Here is a 15472-nt window from a genome sequence, read left to right as displayed (position 1 = left end):
CCTCCCATCTCGTCGGACCGGTACCAACGGGCGCGTGACGCGCCCGTTCCGGCGGGGCCGTCAGAGGATGAAGTCGGACGCCTGGAGCGCCTTGAGGCCGGTCAGCTCCAGGCGGAACTCCACCGTCTGGGCCTTCCCGTCGGTGTCGCCCTGGATGATGGTGACGCCGCCCGACTGGTACCAGGTGATCTTGTTGGCCAGCACCGAGCTGGTCTGCCCGCCGTAGAGCAGATGCTGGAAGCCGCCCGCCGACGAGCCGTCGATGGCGGAGAAGTCGATGTGGTCGAGGCCCCTCTCGAAGTCGACGATCACGTCGCGCGACGACTGGGCCGAGCCGATCTGCGCCGCCGAGGCGAACACGAAGGTGTCCGCGTCCGCGCCGCCGGAGAGGCGGTCCGCGCCGGCGCCGCCGTCCAGCCGGTCGGCGCCCGCCTGCCCGGACAGCGAGTCGTTGCCGCCCATGCCGGCCAAACTATTGGCCCCCGCCGTTCCCGTCAGCGCGTTGGCGAGGTCGTTGCCGGTCGCCCGCCCCGCCCCGCCCGTCAGGGTCAGGTTCTCGACATTGGCCCCGAGCGTGTAGTCGATGGCGCTGAGCACCGTGTCGGTGCCGCCCTTGGCGGCTTCCGACACCTTGTCGCCGGCGGAGTCCACGACATAGCGGTCGTCGCCCGCGCCGCCGATCATGCTGTCGCCGCCGCCGCCGCCGTCGATCGTGTCGTTGCCCCCCAGGCCCGAGATGGTGTCCGCACCGTAGCTCGGCAGGCGCTGGCCGGCGACCGTCGACGTCGGCGTGATGGCGTCGTTTCCGCTCGTGCCGGTGATGCTGACCCCGCTGTAGACGACCGAGATGGCGAAGCTCGCCTGCGTGGTCAGCCCGCCGGAATCCGTGGCGAGCGCCGTGACCGTGTAGGAGGTCTGGTCGAGGGGGGCGGTGGTGACGAGCGACCCGTCGACCACCGCGAACTTTCCGCCGGCGGAGTCGACGAGCGAGTAGGCCAGCACGTCGCCGGCGTCGGGATCGAGCGCCGAGAGCGCGCCGACCACCGCGCCGGCCGGCGCGCCGCCAGCGACGGTGGAGGACGACAGCTTCAGCGCCGAGGGGGCCTCGTTGACGTCGGTGACGCCGACGGCGAGCGTCCATGCGGGCGATACCAGCCCGGAGCCGTCGACCGCTTCCAGCGCCACCGTAAAGCTCTTCTTGGCGGCGGCGTTCTCGAAATCGACGGCCGGCCCGACATAGCTCAACGTGCCATTGGAAACGCTGAACAGCGCGTTGTCGGCCGCGCCTGCCACGAGGCGCAGCGTCGCCGCGTCGCCGGCGTCCGGGTCGGTCGTCGTGAACGTCGCGACGGCGACGCCGGTCGCGTTCTCGGCGAAGCTTCCCGTCGTCGGCCCCTGCACCGCGGGGGCCTCGTTGACGTCGGCCAGCGTCAGCGTCACGCGCTGCGTGCCCGACATCGCGCCCGCCCCGTCGATCGCCTGCACATCCACCACGAAGCTGCGCTGCGCGGCCGGATCCTCGAAGTCCAGCGCCGGGCCGCGATACACCAGCGCGTTGCCGGAGATCGCGAAGAGCGCGTTGTCGTTGGTGCCCGAGACGAACTGGAACGCGCCGTCGAACACGCCCCCCGTGTTGTCTGCGGCGTCCTGGTCCGTGGCGGCGAGGCGCAGCACGGTCTGGCCGGTGGCGTTCTCGGCGAGGCCGCCGGACGCGGCGGCGGTCATGGCGGGCGCGTCATTGGCGTCGAGGATGTTGACGCGCACCGTGCTGAGGCGCGTCGCGCCGCTTTCGTCGGTGACGCGGACGACGACGTCGCGCGTCGCGCCGGCCTCGTAGTCGAGCGGGCCCGTGGCCACGAGCGTGCGCCCGACGACGGCGAAGTTTCCGCCGGCGTCGTCCTCCAGCGTGTAGCTGAGCGCCGCGCCGTGCGAGTTCGCGTCGCCGAGCAGCACGCCGACCAGCGTGCCGCCCGCCTGGTTCTCGGCGAAGTCCGGGTTGCTCACCCGCACGTTGCCGAGCGTCACCGAGTCCGGCGCGCCGAGCACGAAGTCGGCCTCGGTCCACGACTGCAGCGTGATCCAGCGGACCGTGACCGTCTCGTTCATGGCGGAGAAGATGGTGTGGCTGCCGTCGGCGCTGGCCTGCGCGATCGCCATGGCCTGCGCGAAGGTGGTGACGCCCAGCCCCCGCAGGTCGAGACGGTCCGCGCCGCGCGTGAACTCGTTGATGAGGGCGGTGGAGGCCGTCGCTTGGGCGAACACCGCGAAGGTGTCGTTGCCCGAGTAGCCGGTGAGGCTGTCGGCGCCCGCGCCCGCCACCAGCAAGTCGTCGCCGACGTCGCCGTAGAGCGAGTCGTTGCCCGCCCCGCCGTGGATCGTGTCGTTGCCGCCGCCGCCGGTGAGCGTGTCGTTGCCGATGCCGCCCACCATGTTGTTGGAGAGCTGGCTGCCGATGCCGCGGAACGCGCCGACCCCCGTGTAGACGAGCGCGTCGAAATTGGCGGTCAGCGTGTACGCCGCGAGGCCGGTCTGGATGGTGTCGAAACCGGCGTTGGCGAGTTCGGTCGGCGCGTCGCCGGTGTCGATGATGAAGACGTCGTCGCCCATGTTGCCGAACAGGCTGTCGGCCCCCGCCCCGCCTTCCAGCGTGTCCGCGCCGATGCCGCCGAGCATGCGGTCCGCCCCGTCGCCGCCCAGCATGAAGTCGTCGCCGCGATTGCCGTAGAGGCTGTCCGCGCCGCCGAGCCCGCGCACCTCGTCGTTGCCGTCGCCGCCCGACAGCGTCTCGCCGCCTTCCGTGCCGCGCACCGACAGCGGCGCGAGGGCGGAGGCGTCCTGGTAGACGTGGATGTAGTCGATCTTGTACTCGGCCGGCCAGTGCGTGGTGGAGTCCGGCAGGCCCGGCCAGCCGCCCACGGCGAGGTTGGCGACGACATACATGTCGGTCGACATCACCGCCGGGGTCTTCATCTGCCCCATCTGGACGCCGTCGAGGTAGAAGGTGATGGTGTCCGGCGTCCAGTTCATGCCGTAGGTGTGGAACCCGGCCGACAGGTCGGCGACGGTGGCGCGCACCGTCTTGTCCATCTGGTCGCCCGTGCCGTCGTTCCAGTGGACGGTCTGGTAGAGGTAGTTCGGCGTCTGGCCGAGCGCCTCGAAGATGTCGATCTCGGTCGAGCGGCCGCCATCCGCCCAGCGCAGCCAGAAGGCCGGCCACAGCCCCTTGCCGGCCGGGATCTCGGCGCGGATCTCCGCGTAGCCGTAGCGGAACTCGAACTGCGTCGCGGTGTTCACGACGCCCGACGTGTAGGGAAAGTTGCCCGTCGCCGCCAGCAGGTCCGTCGGCGTCGGGTTGGCGGTGATGGTCATCACGTCGCCGTCGAAGGTGAACGGATCGATCGGGATGATCGCGCCGGAATTCAGCGTGGTGCTGTTGTCGTCGAGATAGATCTGCTTCTCGCCGGTGCTGCCGATATTGCGCAGACCGCCGGGCATCGTGGTGTTCCACGACACCGTGCCGCCCGCCAGCTGCAGTCGGTCGAACTCGTCGCCGAGCACGAGGCGGTAGGAATCGGGCAGCACAAATGTCATCGCGAACCTCCGCGCCTGGACGAATTGGGTCGTTTTGTTTCGCGACAATTCTGTCAGGGGAGGACGTCGACGATGCAAGTCGTGGGAATACGGATGCAGCGTAAGATTTGATTTTTGCTTCTTCTTCTACTTACCTTACGGCAAGATGGTTTGAAGCTTGTTCAAAGACGCTCCGCGATAAGGTAGCGCGCACGCCGGAATCGCGGCGCGCGGCATCGGTTGCGCCCGGGGCGCGGGCTGCGAAAGCGGCCGGCGTGTCGATCAGATTGTGCGGGGGCTCGGCCGCAGGCCGGTGGGGAACGGGATGTCGGCGCGGCCGGAGGCGAGGCCGTCGGCATAGGCCAGCGCCTCGCGCAGCCGTGGGGCCTCGATGGGCTTCGCCAGCACGCCCACCACATTGGCCAAGCCCACGGGAATCAACGAGAAATCGCCGGTCACGAACAGCAGCCGGAGCCCGAGATCGCTGGACAGGACGCGCGCGATCTCCGGGCCCGTCAGCCCGTCCTTGAGGCGAAGGTCGAGCAGGACGAGGTCCGGCCGCCGCTCGGTCGCCAGCGCGATGGCGCTCGCGGCGTCCCACGCCCAACCGGCCGACTCATGGCCGGCCTCCTCGACCAGCGCGTCGAGCTCGAAGGCCAGGATGGGCTCGTCCTCGACGATCATCACGCGCATTCAGGCGCCCCTTCCGGCCACCAAGTCTCTGAAAACAATTCACTAACGCGAAGTCAGACGCGAAAGCGACGCGGGTGTAAAGTTGTTTACAGACATGTCGTCGCGCATGCGACAAGTTGTCCAAAGACAGGCCAAGCCGGCCACGGGGGCACATGAGCATCGACGAGTCTGAACAACAGCTGGCCCTGGACGAACTTCGGCATCGATTCGCGAACTCATTTCAGCTGATCACCGCCTTGATCCGGCATCGCCTGGGGTCGACGACGTCCGAGGAGGCGCGGCATCATCTCGAGTGGGTCGCCGACGTCGTCAATTCCCTGGCCCTCCTCCAGCAGAGGCTGGCGGCGGCCGGGACGACGGCGTTCGCCGACTACCTCGCCGAGACCGTCGCGTTCTGGAACCGGCTCGGCGCGACGCGCGGGATCAATGTGTCCCTTTCGGCGGACCCGCATGTCGAGGTGCCCGAGCGGCTGACGGCCATCCTGGCCTTGAGCGTCCACGAGCTGGTCTCCAACGCCATCGAGCACGCCTTCCCCGACGGCAAGGGCGAGGTCACCGTCGGGCTGCTGCGGGTCGGCGGCGAACTGGTGCTGCTGGTGCAGGACGACGGCGACGGCTTCAAGCCTGCCGCCGCGCCGGGGCACGGGTTCGGGCTCGACCTCGTGCGTCGCCTCGTGGCGCAGGTCGGCGGCTCCCTCGAAATCCATGTGGCGAACGGTACCTCCGTGAGAATTCGCGTGGCGGACTGACGCGCCGGCGGGCTAGGGGTTCGAGCCCCTAGGCCTCGGCGGTCTGCCCTTTCCCGGCGGCGCCGATGGGGCCGTGGCCGTTCGCGTTGAGGATGCGGAAGAGGCGGCGTTCGTACTGGGCGCGGATGATCGAGTAGCACTCGCACGAGGACGCCTCGAGGGCCGGCCGGTCGACGATCCGCACGACGCCCCGGTTGTACTGGATGAGCCCGTCCTTCTGGAGCGACCGCGCCACCATGCTGACGGCCGGCCGGCTCACCCCCAGCATCTCGGCGAGGAATTCCTGGGTGAGCACGAACGTGTCCTGCCCGGCGCGGTCGTGCGTCATCAGGAGCCAGCGCGACGCCCTCTCCTCCACCGAATGGACGGCGTTGCACGCCACGGTCTGCAGCGTCTGGGCCAGGAATGCCTGCGTATAGATCAGCAGCGTCTCGCGGAACGAGGGAAACTCCTTCTCCGCCCGCCTGAACTCGGCGTAGTCGATGGCCAGCGCGCAGCCGGGCACCTGGACGAGGCTGCGGTTGATGGCGGTGTCGCTGCTCAGCGCCGCCGCCACGCTCACCATGCCCTCGTTGCCGGTGGTGGCCATCTCCACCTCCGCGCCGTTCTCGAACGTGGCGACCGTGGAGATGACGCCCTTCAGCGGGAAGAGAAGCTGCTCGATCCGCTGGTTGGCCTCGAACAGAACCTTGCCGAGCGTGAGGTCGACGATCCGGAACCGATCCTGAAGGCGCGCCCAGTCGCGCTCGGGAAGGGCCGCCAGCAATCTGTTCGCGACATCGTTCGGCATGTCGACACAACGACGATCCGCAAAATCCGTTGCATGCGCGCCATCGCCGCCGCCTGCCGGAGCGGCGCGGCGGCAATGCGGGTTCCCGAGCCGCGGCGGCTCGCCAGACGGCCCGCGCCGACGCGATAAAATTTTCGAACGGGCGAAACCTTCGCCGTTCCGCCGCATTGTTATGCGGGCCAATCACGAGCCGGACACGCTTTCCCCTTCATCGACATCTGAGCGGATCGCGTCGGCGCGCTCCCCTTGGCGGTTCGTGGAGCCGAAGCGCCAGGAGCGGGCAATGACGAACGAGAAGGACCTGTCACGCATCGTGACGGACAATCTGGGCGAGGTCACGCGCGAGTGGGTGGTCAAGCTCAAGGCGGACGGAACGCTGCAGACCGGGCGGATCAAGGAATCCGAGCTCGAGACCGAGTGCCGCCGCTTCCTCGAGCTGGCCGCCTCGGAGATGTTCAAGCCCGGGGACTCCGCCCAGCTGGGGCCGATCCACGACATGCTCGGCAGTCTGTCGCGCTCGCGCGCGCTGCAGGGGTTCACCCCGAGCGAGACGTCGAACTTCGTGCTCGCGGTGAAGCTGCCGCTGTTCGAGCTGATCGGCCGGCAGCTCGGCCCGGCCGAGCAGGCGCAGACCATGATGGCGCTGACCGCCTTCATCGACCGGCTGGCGCTGTTCACCATCGAGACGTTCCAGCGCAGCCGCGAGGAAGTCATCATCCGCCAGCAGCGCGAGATCGCCGAGCTGTCGACACCGGTGGTGCGGCTGTGGGGCGGCATCCTCGCCCTCCCCCTCATCGGCACGCTCGACAGCGAGCGGACGCAGGTGGTGATGGAGAATTTGCTGCAATCCATCGTCGAGTACTCGGCGGAGATCGCCATCATCGACATCACCGGCGTGCCCACCGTCGACACGCTGGTCGCCCAGCACCTTCTCAAGACCGTGGCGGCGGCCCGCCTGATGGGCGCCGACTGCCTGATCAGCGGCATCCGCCCGCAGATCGCCCAGACGATGGTGCATCTCGGCGTCGAGCTGAACGTCGTCTCGAAGGCGAGCCTCGCCGACGCGCTCGCGCTGGCGTTCCAGCGGGTCGGGCTGCGCGTCATCTCGACCGCGCCCGAACCGCGGGCCGGTCTCGCCTGAGGCTCCCATGGACCGCATTCCGATCCTCAAGATGGGCGACGCGCTGCTCATCACCATCCAGGTCGATATCCACGACCAGATCGCCATCGCCCTCGAAAACGACCTCACCCAGAAGATCGCCACGACCGGCGCGCGCGGCGTGCTCATCGACATCTCGTCGCTCGAGATCGTCGACAGCTTCATCGGGCGCATGCTCGACAACATCGCCGCCGTGTCGCGCATGCTCGACGCCGAGACCGTGGTGGTCGGCATGCAGCCGGCCGTCGCCATCACGCTGGTCGAGCTCGGGCTGGGGCTCACCGGCGTCAAGACCGCGCTCAACGTCGAACGGGGAATGCTCCTGATCCAGAACCGGCTTGGGGCGCTCGGTCGTGACCGTGCCCACCGGCCGTGACGACGTGATGTCGATCCGCACCGCCGACGACGTCGTGCGGGTGCGTCAGGAGGTCAGATCCCGCGCGCTCGAAATCGGACTCGGGCTTGTGGACCAGACCAAGATCGTCACCGCGGCCAGCGAGCTGGCGCGCAACACGCTCGACTATGGCGGCGGAGGCGAGGTGAGGATCGAGATCGTCCAGAATGGCGGCCGGCGCGGCGTCCGGCTGACCTTCGAGGACAACGGCCCCGGCATCGCCGACATCGAGCTGGCCATGAAGGACGGCTACAGCTCCGGCAAGGGCCTGGGGCTCGGGCTCAGCGGCGCGCGCCGGTTGTCCAACGAATTTTCCATCGAATCCACGCCCGGAGTCGGCACTCGCATCGTCATCGCGCGTTGGACCTGAAAGTGAGTGCATGAGCACGACAGTCATTTCCGTCGAGGACGCCAGCCAGGTCGCGGAGGCCCGGCGGAAGGTGGTCGCGCTCGCCGACCGCATCGGCTTCGACGAGACCGCGCGAGGGCACGCCGCCATCGTCGCCACCGAACTCGCCTCGAACCTCGTCAAGCACGGCTCCGGCGGCAGCATCCTGGCGAGCCTCGCCACCCACGGCGACGAGGAGGAGATCGAGCTTCTGGCCGTCGACGCCGGGCGCGGCCTGGCCGATGTCGAAGCCTGCCTGCGCGACGGCTTCTCCACGGCCGGCAGCGCCGGACAGGGCCTCGGCGCGATCCGCCGCCAGTCCCGCGCCATGGACATCGCCTCGTGGCCGGACAAGGGAGCGGTGGTGCTGTCGCGGCTGTCGCGGCAGCCGCCGGGCCCGCCGCCGGCGATCTCCCGCGAGCCGGTGTGGGCGGCGGTGTCGACGCCCAAGCCCGGCGAGGACGTGTGCGGCGACGCCTACGCCGTCGCGGAGGGCCCAGGCGGCGTCACGCGCCTGCTCGTCGCCGACGGCCTCGGCCACGGGCCCGCCGCCGCCGAAGCCTCGACCGCCGCCGTGCGCGTATTCATGGCCCAGGCGGCGCGGGAGACCGACCCGACGGCGCTGGTGGAGCGCCTGCACGCCGGCCTGCGCTCGACGCGCGGCGCGGCCGTCGCAGTGGCGGAGATCGACCGGGCCGGGGGCCGGGTCCGGTATTGCGGCGTGGGCAACATCGCCGGCGCCATCGTCAACGGCGCGTCCGCGCGCCGCCTGCTGTCGCACAACGGCACCGCCGGCGTCGTGGCGCGTCGCATCCAGACCGTCGACTACCCCTATGCGCCGGGCGACTGCGTGATCATGCATTCGGATGGCGTGTCGGCCAGCTGGTCGTTCGACCGCTATCCGGGCCTCGCCTCGGGCCACCCGGCCCTGGTCGCGGGCGTGCTGTGGCGCGACTTCGCCCGCGAACGCGACGACGCCACCGTCCTCGTGTGGCGGGACCCGACATGAGCCGGCTGCTTCTCTCCCGAAACATCCGCCAGGAGGGCGACGTGGTGGCGGTGCGCCAGCTCGCCCGCACGCTGGCCGGGCAGCTCGGCTTCGAGTCGCGCGACCAGACCCGCATCGCCACCGCCGTCTCCGAGATCGCCCGCAACGCCTTCTGCTACGCCGGTTCGGGCGTCGCCGAATTCGCTCTCGACGAGCGCGACCTCCGCCAGGACCTCGTCGTGCGCGTCGTCGACCACGGCCCCGGCATCCGCGACCTCGCCGACGTGCTCGACGGCGGCCGCGGCTTCGGGCTCACCGGCGCGCGCCGCCTGATGGACAAGGTCGACGTCCAGACCTCGGACGGCGGCGGCACGACGGTGGTCATGCGCAAGGCGCGCCCGGCGCGCTCCGGGCCCCTCGCGCCGGCGGACGCCAGGCGGCTGGCCGCCGAGATCGCCCGCAGCGATCCCCACCCCGACGCGATGGGCGTGCTCGCCGACCAGAACCGCGACCTCATGGCGAGCCTCGCGGAACTGCGCGAGCGCAACGAGGAGCTGGTGCAGCTCGGCCGCGAGTTGCAGGACACCAACCGGGGCGTCGTCGCGCTCTACGCCGAGCTGGACGAGAAGGCCGAGCAGCTGCGCCAGGCCAGCGAGCTGAAGACGCGCTTCCTCTCCAACATGAGCCACGAGTTCCGCACGCCGCTGAACTCCATCCTCGCCATCTCGCGGCTGCTGCTCGACCGCCTCGACGGCGACCTCTCGGCCGAGCAGGCGCGGCAGGTGGGCTACATCCGGCAGTCGGCGGAAACGCTGAGCGAGCTGGTCAACGACCTGCTGGACCTCGCCAAGGTGGAGGCCGGCAAGCTCGACGTGCATGTCGGCCGCTTCGGCGTCGAGGCGCTGATCGGCGGCCTGCGCGGGGCGATGCGGCCGTTGCAGACCTCGGAGGCCGTGCCGCTGATCTTCGAGGACGCGTCCGGCCTGCCCGACCTCGTCAGCGACGAGGGCAAGCTGGCGCAGATCCTGCGCAACCTGATCTCCAACGCCCTGAAATACACCGAGGCCGGCAGCGTGCGCGTGAGCGTGCGCCACGCCGCCGCGACCGACGAGATGGTGTTCACGGTCGCCGACACCGGCATCGGCATCGCCCCGGAGAACCTGGACCGCATCTTCGACGAGTTCGTGCAGCTCGAGAACGGCATCCAGGGCCGCGCCAAGGGCACCGGCCTGGGGCTGCCGCTGTCGCGCCGGCTCGCGCAGCTCCTGCGCGGCCGCATCGATGTCGAGAGCGGCGTGGGGCGCGGCTCCGTTTTCACCCTCTCGATCCCTGTGAACTTCGTCGCGTCGCCCGCCGCCGGCCGCGACGCCGTGCGCGTGCTGGTCGTCGACGACGACGCCTCGTTCCGCTACGTCGTGCGCCAGATCCTGGGCTCCGCGCCAGGGTTCGAACTGGCCGAGGCCGTCAACGGCGCGGAGGCGCTGGAACGCGCGCGCGCCTGGACGCCGGACGTGATCGTGCTCGACGTCCACATGCCGGTGCTCGACGGCGTCGGCGTGATGCGCGCCCTGCGCGCAGAACCGGAGACAGCCGCCATTCCGGTGGTCGTGCTGACCTCCCACACCATCGACGCAGGCCTGCGCGCCGCGTTCGAGGGATCGCGCGCCCTTCTCTCGAAGGACGCGCTCTCCCGCGACGCGCTGCTGCCGCTGCTCGCGCCGGCTGCGACGAAAGGACGGCCATGACATGCCGCACTCACGCCTTGTCCTGAACGTCGACGACACCGAGGCCGCCCGCTACGCCAAGACGCGCACCCTGCAGCGCGCCGGCTACGAGGTGATCGAGGCGGAGACGGGGGCCGCCGCGCTGAAATTGGTCGCCGAGCGCCAGCCCGGCGTCGTCGTGCTCGACGTGAAGCTGCCCGACATCAGCGGCATCGAGGTGTGCAAGCGCATCAAGCACGACTTCCCCGGCGTGCTCGTGCTGCAGATCTCGGCGGCGTTCGTGGCGAGCAAGGACCGCGTGCAGGGCCTGGAGAGCGGCGCCGACGTCTACATGACGCAGCCCTCCGACTCGGCGGAGCTGACCGCCACCGTACATGCGCTCTACCGGCTGCGCGAAGCGGAGCTGGAGCTACGCCGCGTCAACGAGAGCCTGGAGCAGCGCGTCGCCGAGCGCACGGCGGAGCTGGCGCGCATGAACGAGGCCCTGCGCCGGGAGATGCAGGAGCGCATGCGGGCCGAGGCCGCGCTGGTGCAGTCGCAGAAGATGGAGGCGGTGGGCCAGCTCACCGGCGGCATCGCGCACGACTTCAACAACCTGCTCGCCGCCATCGTCGGCGGCCTCAACCTCATCGAGCGCCGCACGCGCGAGCCGCAGGTAATCGAGATCACCACGCACGCGCTCAACGCCGCCAAGCGCGGCGTCAAGCTGATCTCGCAGCTGCTGGCGTTCTCCCGCACGCAGGACCTCGACGCCCACGCCGTCGACGCCAACGAGCTGATCGAGGGCATGCAGTCGCTGCTGCGCCAGTCCATCGGGCCCTCGGTGTCGATCGCCACGGACCTGATGCCCGGCGCGGCGGTGGTGATGGTCGACCCCACCCAGCTCGAGCTGGCCATCGTCAATCTCGTCATCAACGCCCGCGACGCGCTGGGCGGCAGCGGCCACATCACGCTGCGCACGCAGCCCGACCCGCACCACGCCGGCGGCTTCATCGACGTCAGCGTGATCGACGACGGCCCGGGCATGAGCGAGGCCGTGAAGGCCAAGGCGTTCGATCCCTTCTTCACCACCAAGCCGCCCGGCCAGGGCACCGGGCTCGGCCTCTCCCAGGTCTACGGGATGGCGCGCCAGCTCGGCGGCGAGGCGACCATCGAGAGCGCGGTCGGCCAGGGCACCACGGTGCGCATCATGCTGCCCGTCGCCCACACGCCCGCCGACCGGCCCGCGCCGGACGTGCAGGTGGAGCAGCGCGGCCGCAACGAGACCGTCCTGCTCGTCGAGGACGACGTCGACCTGCGCTCCATCCTCACCGACATGCTGCGCGAGCTCGGCTACGGCGTGCTCGTGGCCTCGGACGGCGCGGAGGCGCTGACGCTGGCGGGCCGGCACGCCTTCGACCTGGCGCTGCTGGACTTCGCCATGCCCGGGATGACCGGGGCGGAGACGGCGCGCGAGCTGAAGCGCCTGCACCCGCGCCTGCCGATCCTGTTCGCCAGCGGCCACGCCAACACGCAGGAGCTGGCCGGCATCGGCAGCGCCAGCAAGCTGCTGCGCAAGCCGTTCGAGACGGCCGAGCTGGCCCGCCGCCTGCGCGAGGAGCTGGGCCGCCCGCTGCCGGCGTCCTGACCGGTCGCAAGGCGCGTCATTTCAGGCCCGCGAGATAGGTCGCCAGCGTCGTCAACTCGGCGCCCTCGAGGTTCTCGAAGGACGGCATCTTGTTGCCCGGCTTGAGATGCTGCGAGGCCACGATCCACGCGGCCAGCGTGCCGGCGTTGGTCGGCAACAGCCCGCCCGCGATGGTCTGCCGGCTTCCCACATGGGTCAGGTCCGGGCCGACTTCGCCGCGCGCGTCGAGGCCCCTGATCCGATGGCACGCGCCGCAGCCGTTGCGGATGAAAAGCTCCGGGCCGGTGAGCGCCGCCGCGTCTTCAGGCCGGGACGCGGGCTCGGCCTCGTAATGGGGTCGCGGCTTCAGGCCCGCGTAGTAGCGCGACACGGCGCCGACCTGCTCGGGCGTCAGCAGCCGGGCGATGGCGGTCATGACGATGCCGTCGCCCTTGGCCCGCGCGCCGGAGCGGAACACCTCGATCTGCTCGGCGATGTAGGCGGCGTGCTGGCCGTCCAGCGCCGGCCGCGCCTCGCCCGGAGCGCCGGAATCGTGGCAGACGGCACAGCCCGGCACGCCCTGCGGCGTGCCCTCGCGAGCGAGGGTCGCGCCGTCGGAGGAGCCGTCCGGCTGGGCGGCGTTTCCGTCCATGGTGGCCGGAGCCGTCGCTCGCAGGCCGGCGTAGTAGCGCGCCACGGCGCGCATCTCGTCGGGGGTCAGCAGCGCGGCGACGGGCTGCATGATGCCGCTCGCGCGCTCGCCCTCGCGATAGGCCATGAGCGCCTTGTACAGCACCGCCTCGTGCTGCACGTCGAGCCGGGGGAATGCCGGGTCGGCCGGCACTTCGCCCGTGCCGTGGCAGCGCGCGCAGGAGGCGGTCGCGGCGGGCGCGCCGCGTTGCGCGAGCGCCTCGCCCTCCCTGGCCGCGCCGTCAGAGCCGTCGCGCGCCGGGGCGGCGCCGAAGGCGAGCCTGTGGTAGTCCGACCCGGTTAGTCCGGGGAGCCGGCGCAGGAACGCCACGACGGCCCAGACCTCGTCGTCCCGGTTCTGCGCGGCCCAGGCCGGCATGCCCGTGTACTTGATGCCGTTCTTGACGATCCAGAACAGCTGCGCGTCGCTCCACCGCTCGGTGCTGGCGAGGTGGGGCGGCTCCGGCATCATCTGGTGGCTGAACGGGTTGCGCCACGCCTCCGGCGCGCCGTGGCAGGGCGCGCAATTGCCCTCGTAATGCGCCGCGCCCTTGCGGACGAGGCGGGCGTCGTCGAGGTTCGGCGCGACGATGCCGGCCGCGTGGAACTGCACCGAGCGGGCGAGCGCCATGTCGAAGAACCATCGCACCGGCGGCCAGTGCTCGCGCGTCGCAGCCACGCTGTAGAAGCCCGACATCGCGAACAGCAGGCCGCCCGCTCCCAGGAGCGCGGCGGCGATGGCGAGGTCACGGATCCGGGGCATCCTCGCCGGCTCACCTTCCTCGGGGCGACGCGAAGCGGCGACGCGGCCGCCGCTTCTCGGGCCCCGTCAAGAGCCGGCCGTGACGCGCCAGACGACGTCGCCGACGTCGTCGGCGATGAGCAGCGCGCCGGTCTTGTCGATGGCGACGCCGACCGGCCGTCCGTACACCTGGTCCTTGTCGTTGACGAAGCCGGTGACCACGTCCTTGACCGGGCCGCTGGGCTTGCCGTCCTTGAACGGCACGAAGATGACCTTGTAGCCGTTGAAATGGTCGCGGTCCCAGCTGCCGTGCTCGCCCACGAACGCGCCCTGGCCGAACATCGCGGCGAGCGGCCCGTCGGTGACGAACGCCATGCCGAGCGGCGCGACGTGCGAGCTCAGCGCGAAGTCCGGCGGGATGGCCTTGGCCACGAGCTCGGGGTTGGGCGGCATGACGCGCGGGTCGACGTGCTGCCCATAATAGCTGTACGGCCAGCCGTAGAACGCGCCCTCGCGCACCGAGGTCATGTAGTCCGGCACGAGGTTGGGCCCGAGCTCGTCGCGCTCGTTGATGACGGCCCACAGCGCGTGCGTGGTCGGCTCGATGGACAGGCCGTTCGGGTTGCGCAGGCCGCTGGCGAAGACGCGCGCGCGTCCGCTCTCCCTGTCGATCTCCCAGACCGCCGCCCGCCCCTTCTCGGCCTCCATGCCGTTCTCGGCGACGTTGCTGTTGGAGCCGACGCCGGCATAGAGCAGCTTGCCGTCGGCGCTGGCCGTGAGGCTCTTGGTCCAGTGATGGTTGATCGGCCCGCCCGGCAGGTCGAGGAGCTTCGTGCCGGCGGCGTCGATCTTCGTCTGGCCCTCGGTGTAGGGGAAGCGCATCACGGCGTCGGTGTTGGCGACGTAGAGGTCGCCGCCGACCAGCGCCATGCCGAACGGCGAGTTCTGGTGGTCGAGGAACACCGTGCGCTGCTCGGTCGCGCCGTCTCCGTTGGCGTCGCGCAGAAGCGTGATCCGGTTGGCGCCCGACGACTTGCCGTGCGCGGCGGAGAGGAACCAGCTCAGCACGATGCTCTTGGGCCTTGTGACCGGCTCGGGCGGCGGGCCGCTCGGCTCGGCCACCAGCACGTCGCCGTTGGGCAGCACGAGGAGCGAGCGCGGGTGGCGCAGATCGGTCGCCAGGGCCTTGATCTGGAGGCCCTTGGCGACCGTCGGCGCCTGGCCCTGGCTCCAGCCGACCGGCGTGCCGATCTTCATCGGCGGAAACAGGTATTGGTGCGGCTCCGGCAGGGTCGGGTTGGGCCCGATCTGGGTGGAGCGGTCGAAATTGTCGTTCTCCTGGCACGCGGCCAGGCCGAGCAGCGACGCCGCCGCCGCCGACGCGGCGAGGACGCGGGCGAAGGTCTTGGCGGGCTTCATGGCTGGACTCCCACGCGGTGACGGTAAACCAGCGCGCCGCCGAGCCAGCCGGTCACCAGCAGGATCAGCACCACCGCGGCGGACAGCGCGAGCCCCCACGGCACGACGCCGGTCCAGCCGTCGCGGCCGTGGACGAAGGCGTTCACCAGCGCCAGCAGCATCGCGACGATGTTGCCGAGCGCGTGCGGCCAGGCCGGCCGCTGGGCGCGGATGCGGCTGTTGGCGATGAAGTCGGTCAGCCCGGCGAGCGCCGCCAGCGCGCCCATCACCAGGCCGCCGGCGATGAGCCACGACGAGAAGTTGCTGTACTGCAGGTCGGCGGTGCGCCAGTAGGCGATGTCGGTGACGAGCGCCGCGGCGAAGAACGCGATGGGGAACGGCACGAGCATCGGGTGGATGGGGTGTCCTGCGATGCTGGCGGTGGAGGACGGGGGCTGGGGCGGCTCGGAGTAGGCCGCTCGGCGTTCGACTTGCATGGGCTTGGGTCCTGGCCTGCGCCGCCGCGCGCCCGGACAGCGGTTCGCGGGGGCGGCGCTTCGTCCCCCTCAAGCCAATTGAAT

The 15472-nt window shown here is 70.6% G+C and carries 13 protein-coding genes; 7 read left to right on the top strand and 6 right to left on the bottom strand.

The annotated features are described in order from the left end of the window. Window positions 1-60 precede the first annotated feature (60 nt). Window positions 61-3591 (bottom strand): family 16 glycosylhydrolase, encoded by a 3531-nt coding sequence (locus NK718_RS03320; protein WP_254738611.1) that lies wholly within the window; start codon window positions 3589-3591, stop codon window positions 61-63. Window positions 3592-3852: 261 nt separating this feature from the next. Beyond that, window positions 3853-4263, bottom strand: a complete 411-nt coding sequence (locus NK718_RS03315) for a response regulator (protein WP_254738609.1) — start codon at window positions 4261-4263, stop codon at window positions 3853-3855. A 152-nt stretch (window positions 4264-4415) separates the two neighbouring features. Here NK718_RS03315 and NK718_RS03310 point away from each other — a divergent pair, with 152 nt between their 5' ends. Then, window positions 4416-5012, top strand: a complete 597-nt coding sequence (locus NK718_RS03310) for a sensor histidine kinase (RefSeq protein WP_254738607.1) — start codon at window positions 4416-4418, stop codon at window positions 5010-5012. A 28-nt stretch (window positions 5013-5040) separates the two neighbouring features. Here the strand turns inward: NK718_RS03310 and NK718_RS03305 are convergent, their stop codons facing one another. After that, window positions 5041-5802, bottom strand: a complete 762-nt coding sequence (locus NK718_RS03305; protein ID WP_254738605.1) for a Crp/Fnr family transcriptional regulator — start codon at window positions 5800-5802, stop codon at window positions 5041-5043. A 283-nt stretch (window positions 5803-6085) separates the two neighbouring features. Here NK718_RS03305 and NK718_RS03300 point away from each other — a divergent pair, with 283 nt between their 5' ends. From NK718_RS03300 to NK718_RS03275, 6 genes are read left to right on the top strand one after another with little or no spacing between them, the layout of a single operon-like run. Beyond that, on the top strand, window positions 6086-6943 hold the full coding sequence (locus tag NK718_RS03300) for an STAS domain-containing protein (RefSeq protein ID WP_254738603.1): 858 nt from the start codon (window positions 6086-6088) through the stop codon (window positions 6941-6943). A gap of 7 nt (window positions 6944-6950) precedes the next feature. After that, window positions 6951-7337 (top strand): STAS domain-containing protein, encoded by a 387-nt coding sequence (locus NK718_RS03295; RefSeq protein ID WP_254738601.1) that lies wholly within the window; start codon window positions 6951-6953, stop codon window positions 7335-7337. Beyond that, on the top strand, window positions 7315-7725 hold the full coding sequence (locus tag NK718_RS03290; protein WP_254738599.1) for an anti-sigma regulatory factor: 411 nt from the start codon (window positions 7315-7317) through the stop codon (window positions 7723-7725). Before NK718_RS03295 ends, NK718_RS03290 begins: the two co-directional genes overlap by 23 nt. A gap of 10 nt (window positions 7726-7735) precedes the next feature. Beyond that, entirely contained in the window at window positions 7736-8752 is a 1017-nt protein-coding gene (locus tag NK718_RS03285; RefSeq protein WP_254738597.1) for a SpoIIE family protein phosphatase, read from the top strand. Next, on the top strand, window positions 8749-10476 hold the full coding sequence (locus tag NK718_RS03280; RefSeq protein WP_254738595.1) for an ATP-binding protein: 1728 nt from the start codon (window positions 8749-8751) through the stop codon (window positions 10474-10476). Before NK718_RS03285 ends, NK718_RS03280 begins: the two co-directional genes overlap by 4 nt. A gap of 1 nt (window position 10477) precedes the next feature. Beyond that, on the top strand, window positions 10478-12082 hold the full coding sequence (locus NK718_RS03275) for a response regulator (protein ID WP_254738593.1): 1605 nt from the start codon (window positions 10478-10480) through the stop codon (window positions 12080-12082). Window positions 12083-12098: 16 nt separating this feature from the next. Here NK718_RS03275 and NK718_RS03270 read toward each other — a convergent pair whose 3' ends face one another. From NK718_RS03270 to NK718_RS03260, 3 genes are all read right to left on the bottom strand, one after another. Next, complete coding sequence (locus tag NK718_RS03270; protein ID WP_254738591.1) at window positions 12099-13514, bottom strand: c-type cytochrome; 1416 nt, start codon at window positions 13512-13514, stop codon at window positions 12099-12101. A 66-nt stretch (window positions 13515-13580) separates the two neighbouring features. Further along, window positions 13581-14912, bottom strand: coding sequence for a PQQ-dependent sugar dehydrogenase (locus NK718_RS03265; RefSeq protein ID WP_254738589.1), 1332 nt, complete (start codon window positions 14910-14912; stop codon window positions 13581-13583). Continuing rightward, on the bottom strand, window positions 14909-15388 hold the full coding sequence (locus NK718_RS03260; protein ID WP_254738587.1) for a DUF2231 domain-containing protein: 480 nt from the start codon (window positions 15386-15388) through the stop codon (window positions 14909-14911). The genes NK718_RS03265 and NK718_RS03260 overlap by 4 nt, the downstream gene beginning before the upstream one ends. Between the last annotated feature and the right edge of the window lie 84 nt (window positions 15389-15472).

Source organism: Alsobacter ponti (assembly GCF_024294805.1).
GTDB lineage: Bacteria > Pseudomonadota > Alphaproteobacteria > Rhizobiales > Beijerinckiaceae > Alsobacter > Alsobacter ponti.
The sequence above is the reverse complement of the archived record's forward strand: the minus strand, read 5'-3'. Positions and strand labels throughout refer to the sequence as shown.

What these genes read in the sequence shown, in the direction of transcription:
- NK718_RS03260 (WP_254738587.1), bottom strand. Translation starts at nt 15,388, where the DNA reads ATGCAAGTCGAACGCCGAGCGGCCTACTCCGAGCCGCCCCAGCCCCCG.
- NK718_RS03285 (WP_254738597.1), top strand. Translation starts at nt 7,736, where the DNA reads ATGAGCACGACAGTCATTTCCGTCGAGGACGCCAGCCAGGTCGCGGAG.
- NK718_RS03320 (WP_254738611.1), bottom strand. Translation starts at nt 3,591, where the DNA reads ATGACATTTGTGCTGCCCGATTCCTACCGCCTCGTGCTCGGCGACGAG.
- NK718_RS03305 (WP_254738605.1), bottom strand. Translation starts at nt 5,802, where the DNA reads ATGCCGAACGATGTCGCGAACAGATTGCTGGCGGCCCTTCCCGAGCGC.
- NK718_RS03315 (WP_254738609.1), bottom strand. Translation starts at nt 4,263, where the DNA reads ATGCGCGTGATGATCGTCGAGGACGAGCCCATCCTGGCCTTCGAGCTC.
- NK718_RS03280 (WP_254738595.1), top strand. Translation starts at nt 8,749, where the DNA reads ATGAGCCGGCTGCTTCTCTCCCGAAACATCCGCCAGGAGGGCGACGTG.
- NK718_RS03295 (WP_254738601.1), top strand. Translation starts at nt 6,951, where the DNA reads ATGGACCGCATTCCGATCCTCAAGATGGGCGACGCGCTGCTCATCACC.
- NK718_RS03310 (WP_254738607.1), top strand. Translation starts at nt 4,416, where the DNA reads ATGAGCATCGACGAGTCTGAACAACAGCTGGCCCTGGACGAACTTCGG.
- NK718_RS03300 (WP_254738603.1), top strand. Translation starts at nt 6,086, where the DNA reads ATGACGAACGAGAAGGACCTGTCACGCATCGTGACGGACAATCTGGGC.
- NK718_RS03275 (WP_254738593.1), top strand. Translation starts at nt 10,478, where the DNA reads ATGCCGCACTCACGCCTTGTCCTGAACGTCGACGACACCGAGGCCGCC.
- NK718_RS03270 (WP_254738591.1), bottom strand. Translation starts at nt 13,514, where the DNA reads ATGCCCCGGATCCGTGACCTCGCCATCGCCGCCGCGCTCCTGGGAGCG.
- NK718_RS03265 (WP_254738589.1), bottom strand. Translation starts at nt 14,912, where the DNA reads ATGAAGCCCGCCAAGACCTTCGCCCGCGTCCTCGCCGCGTCGGCGGCG.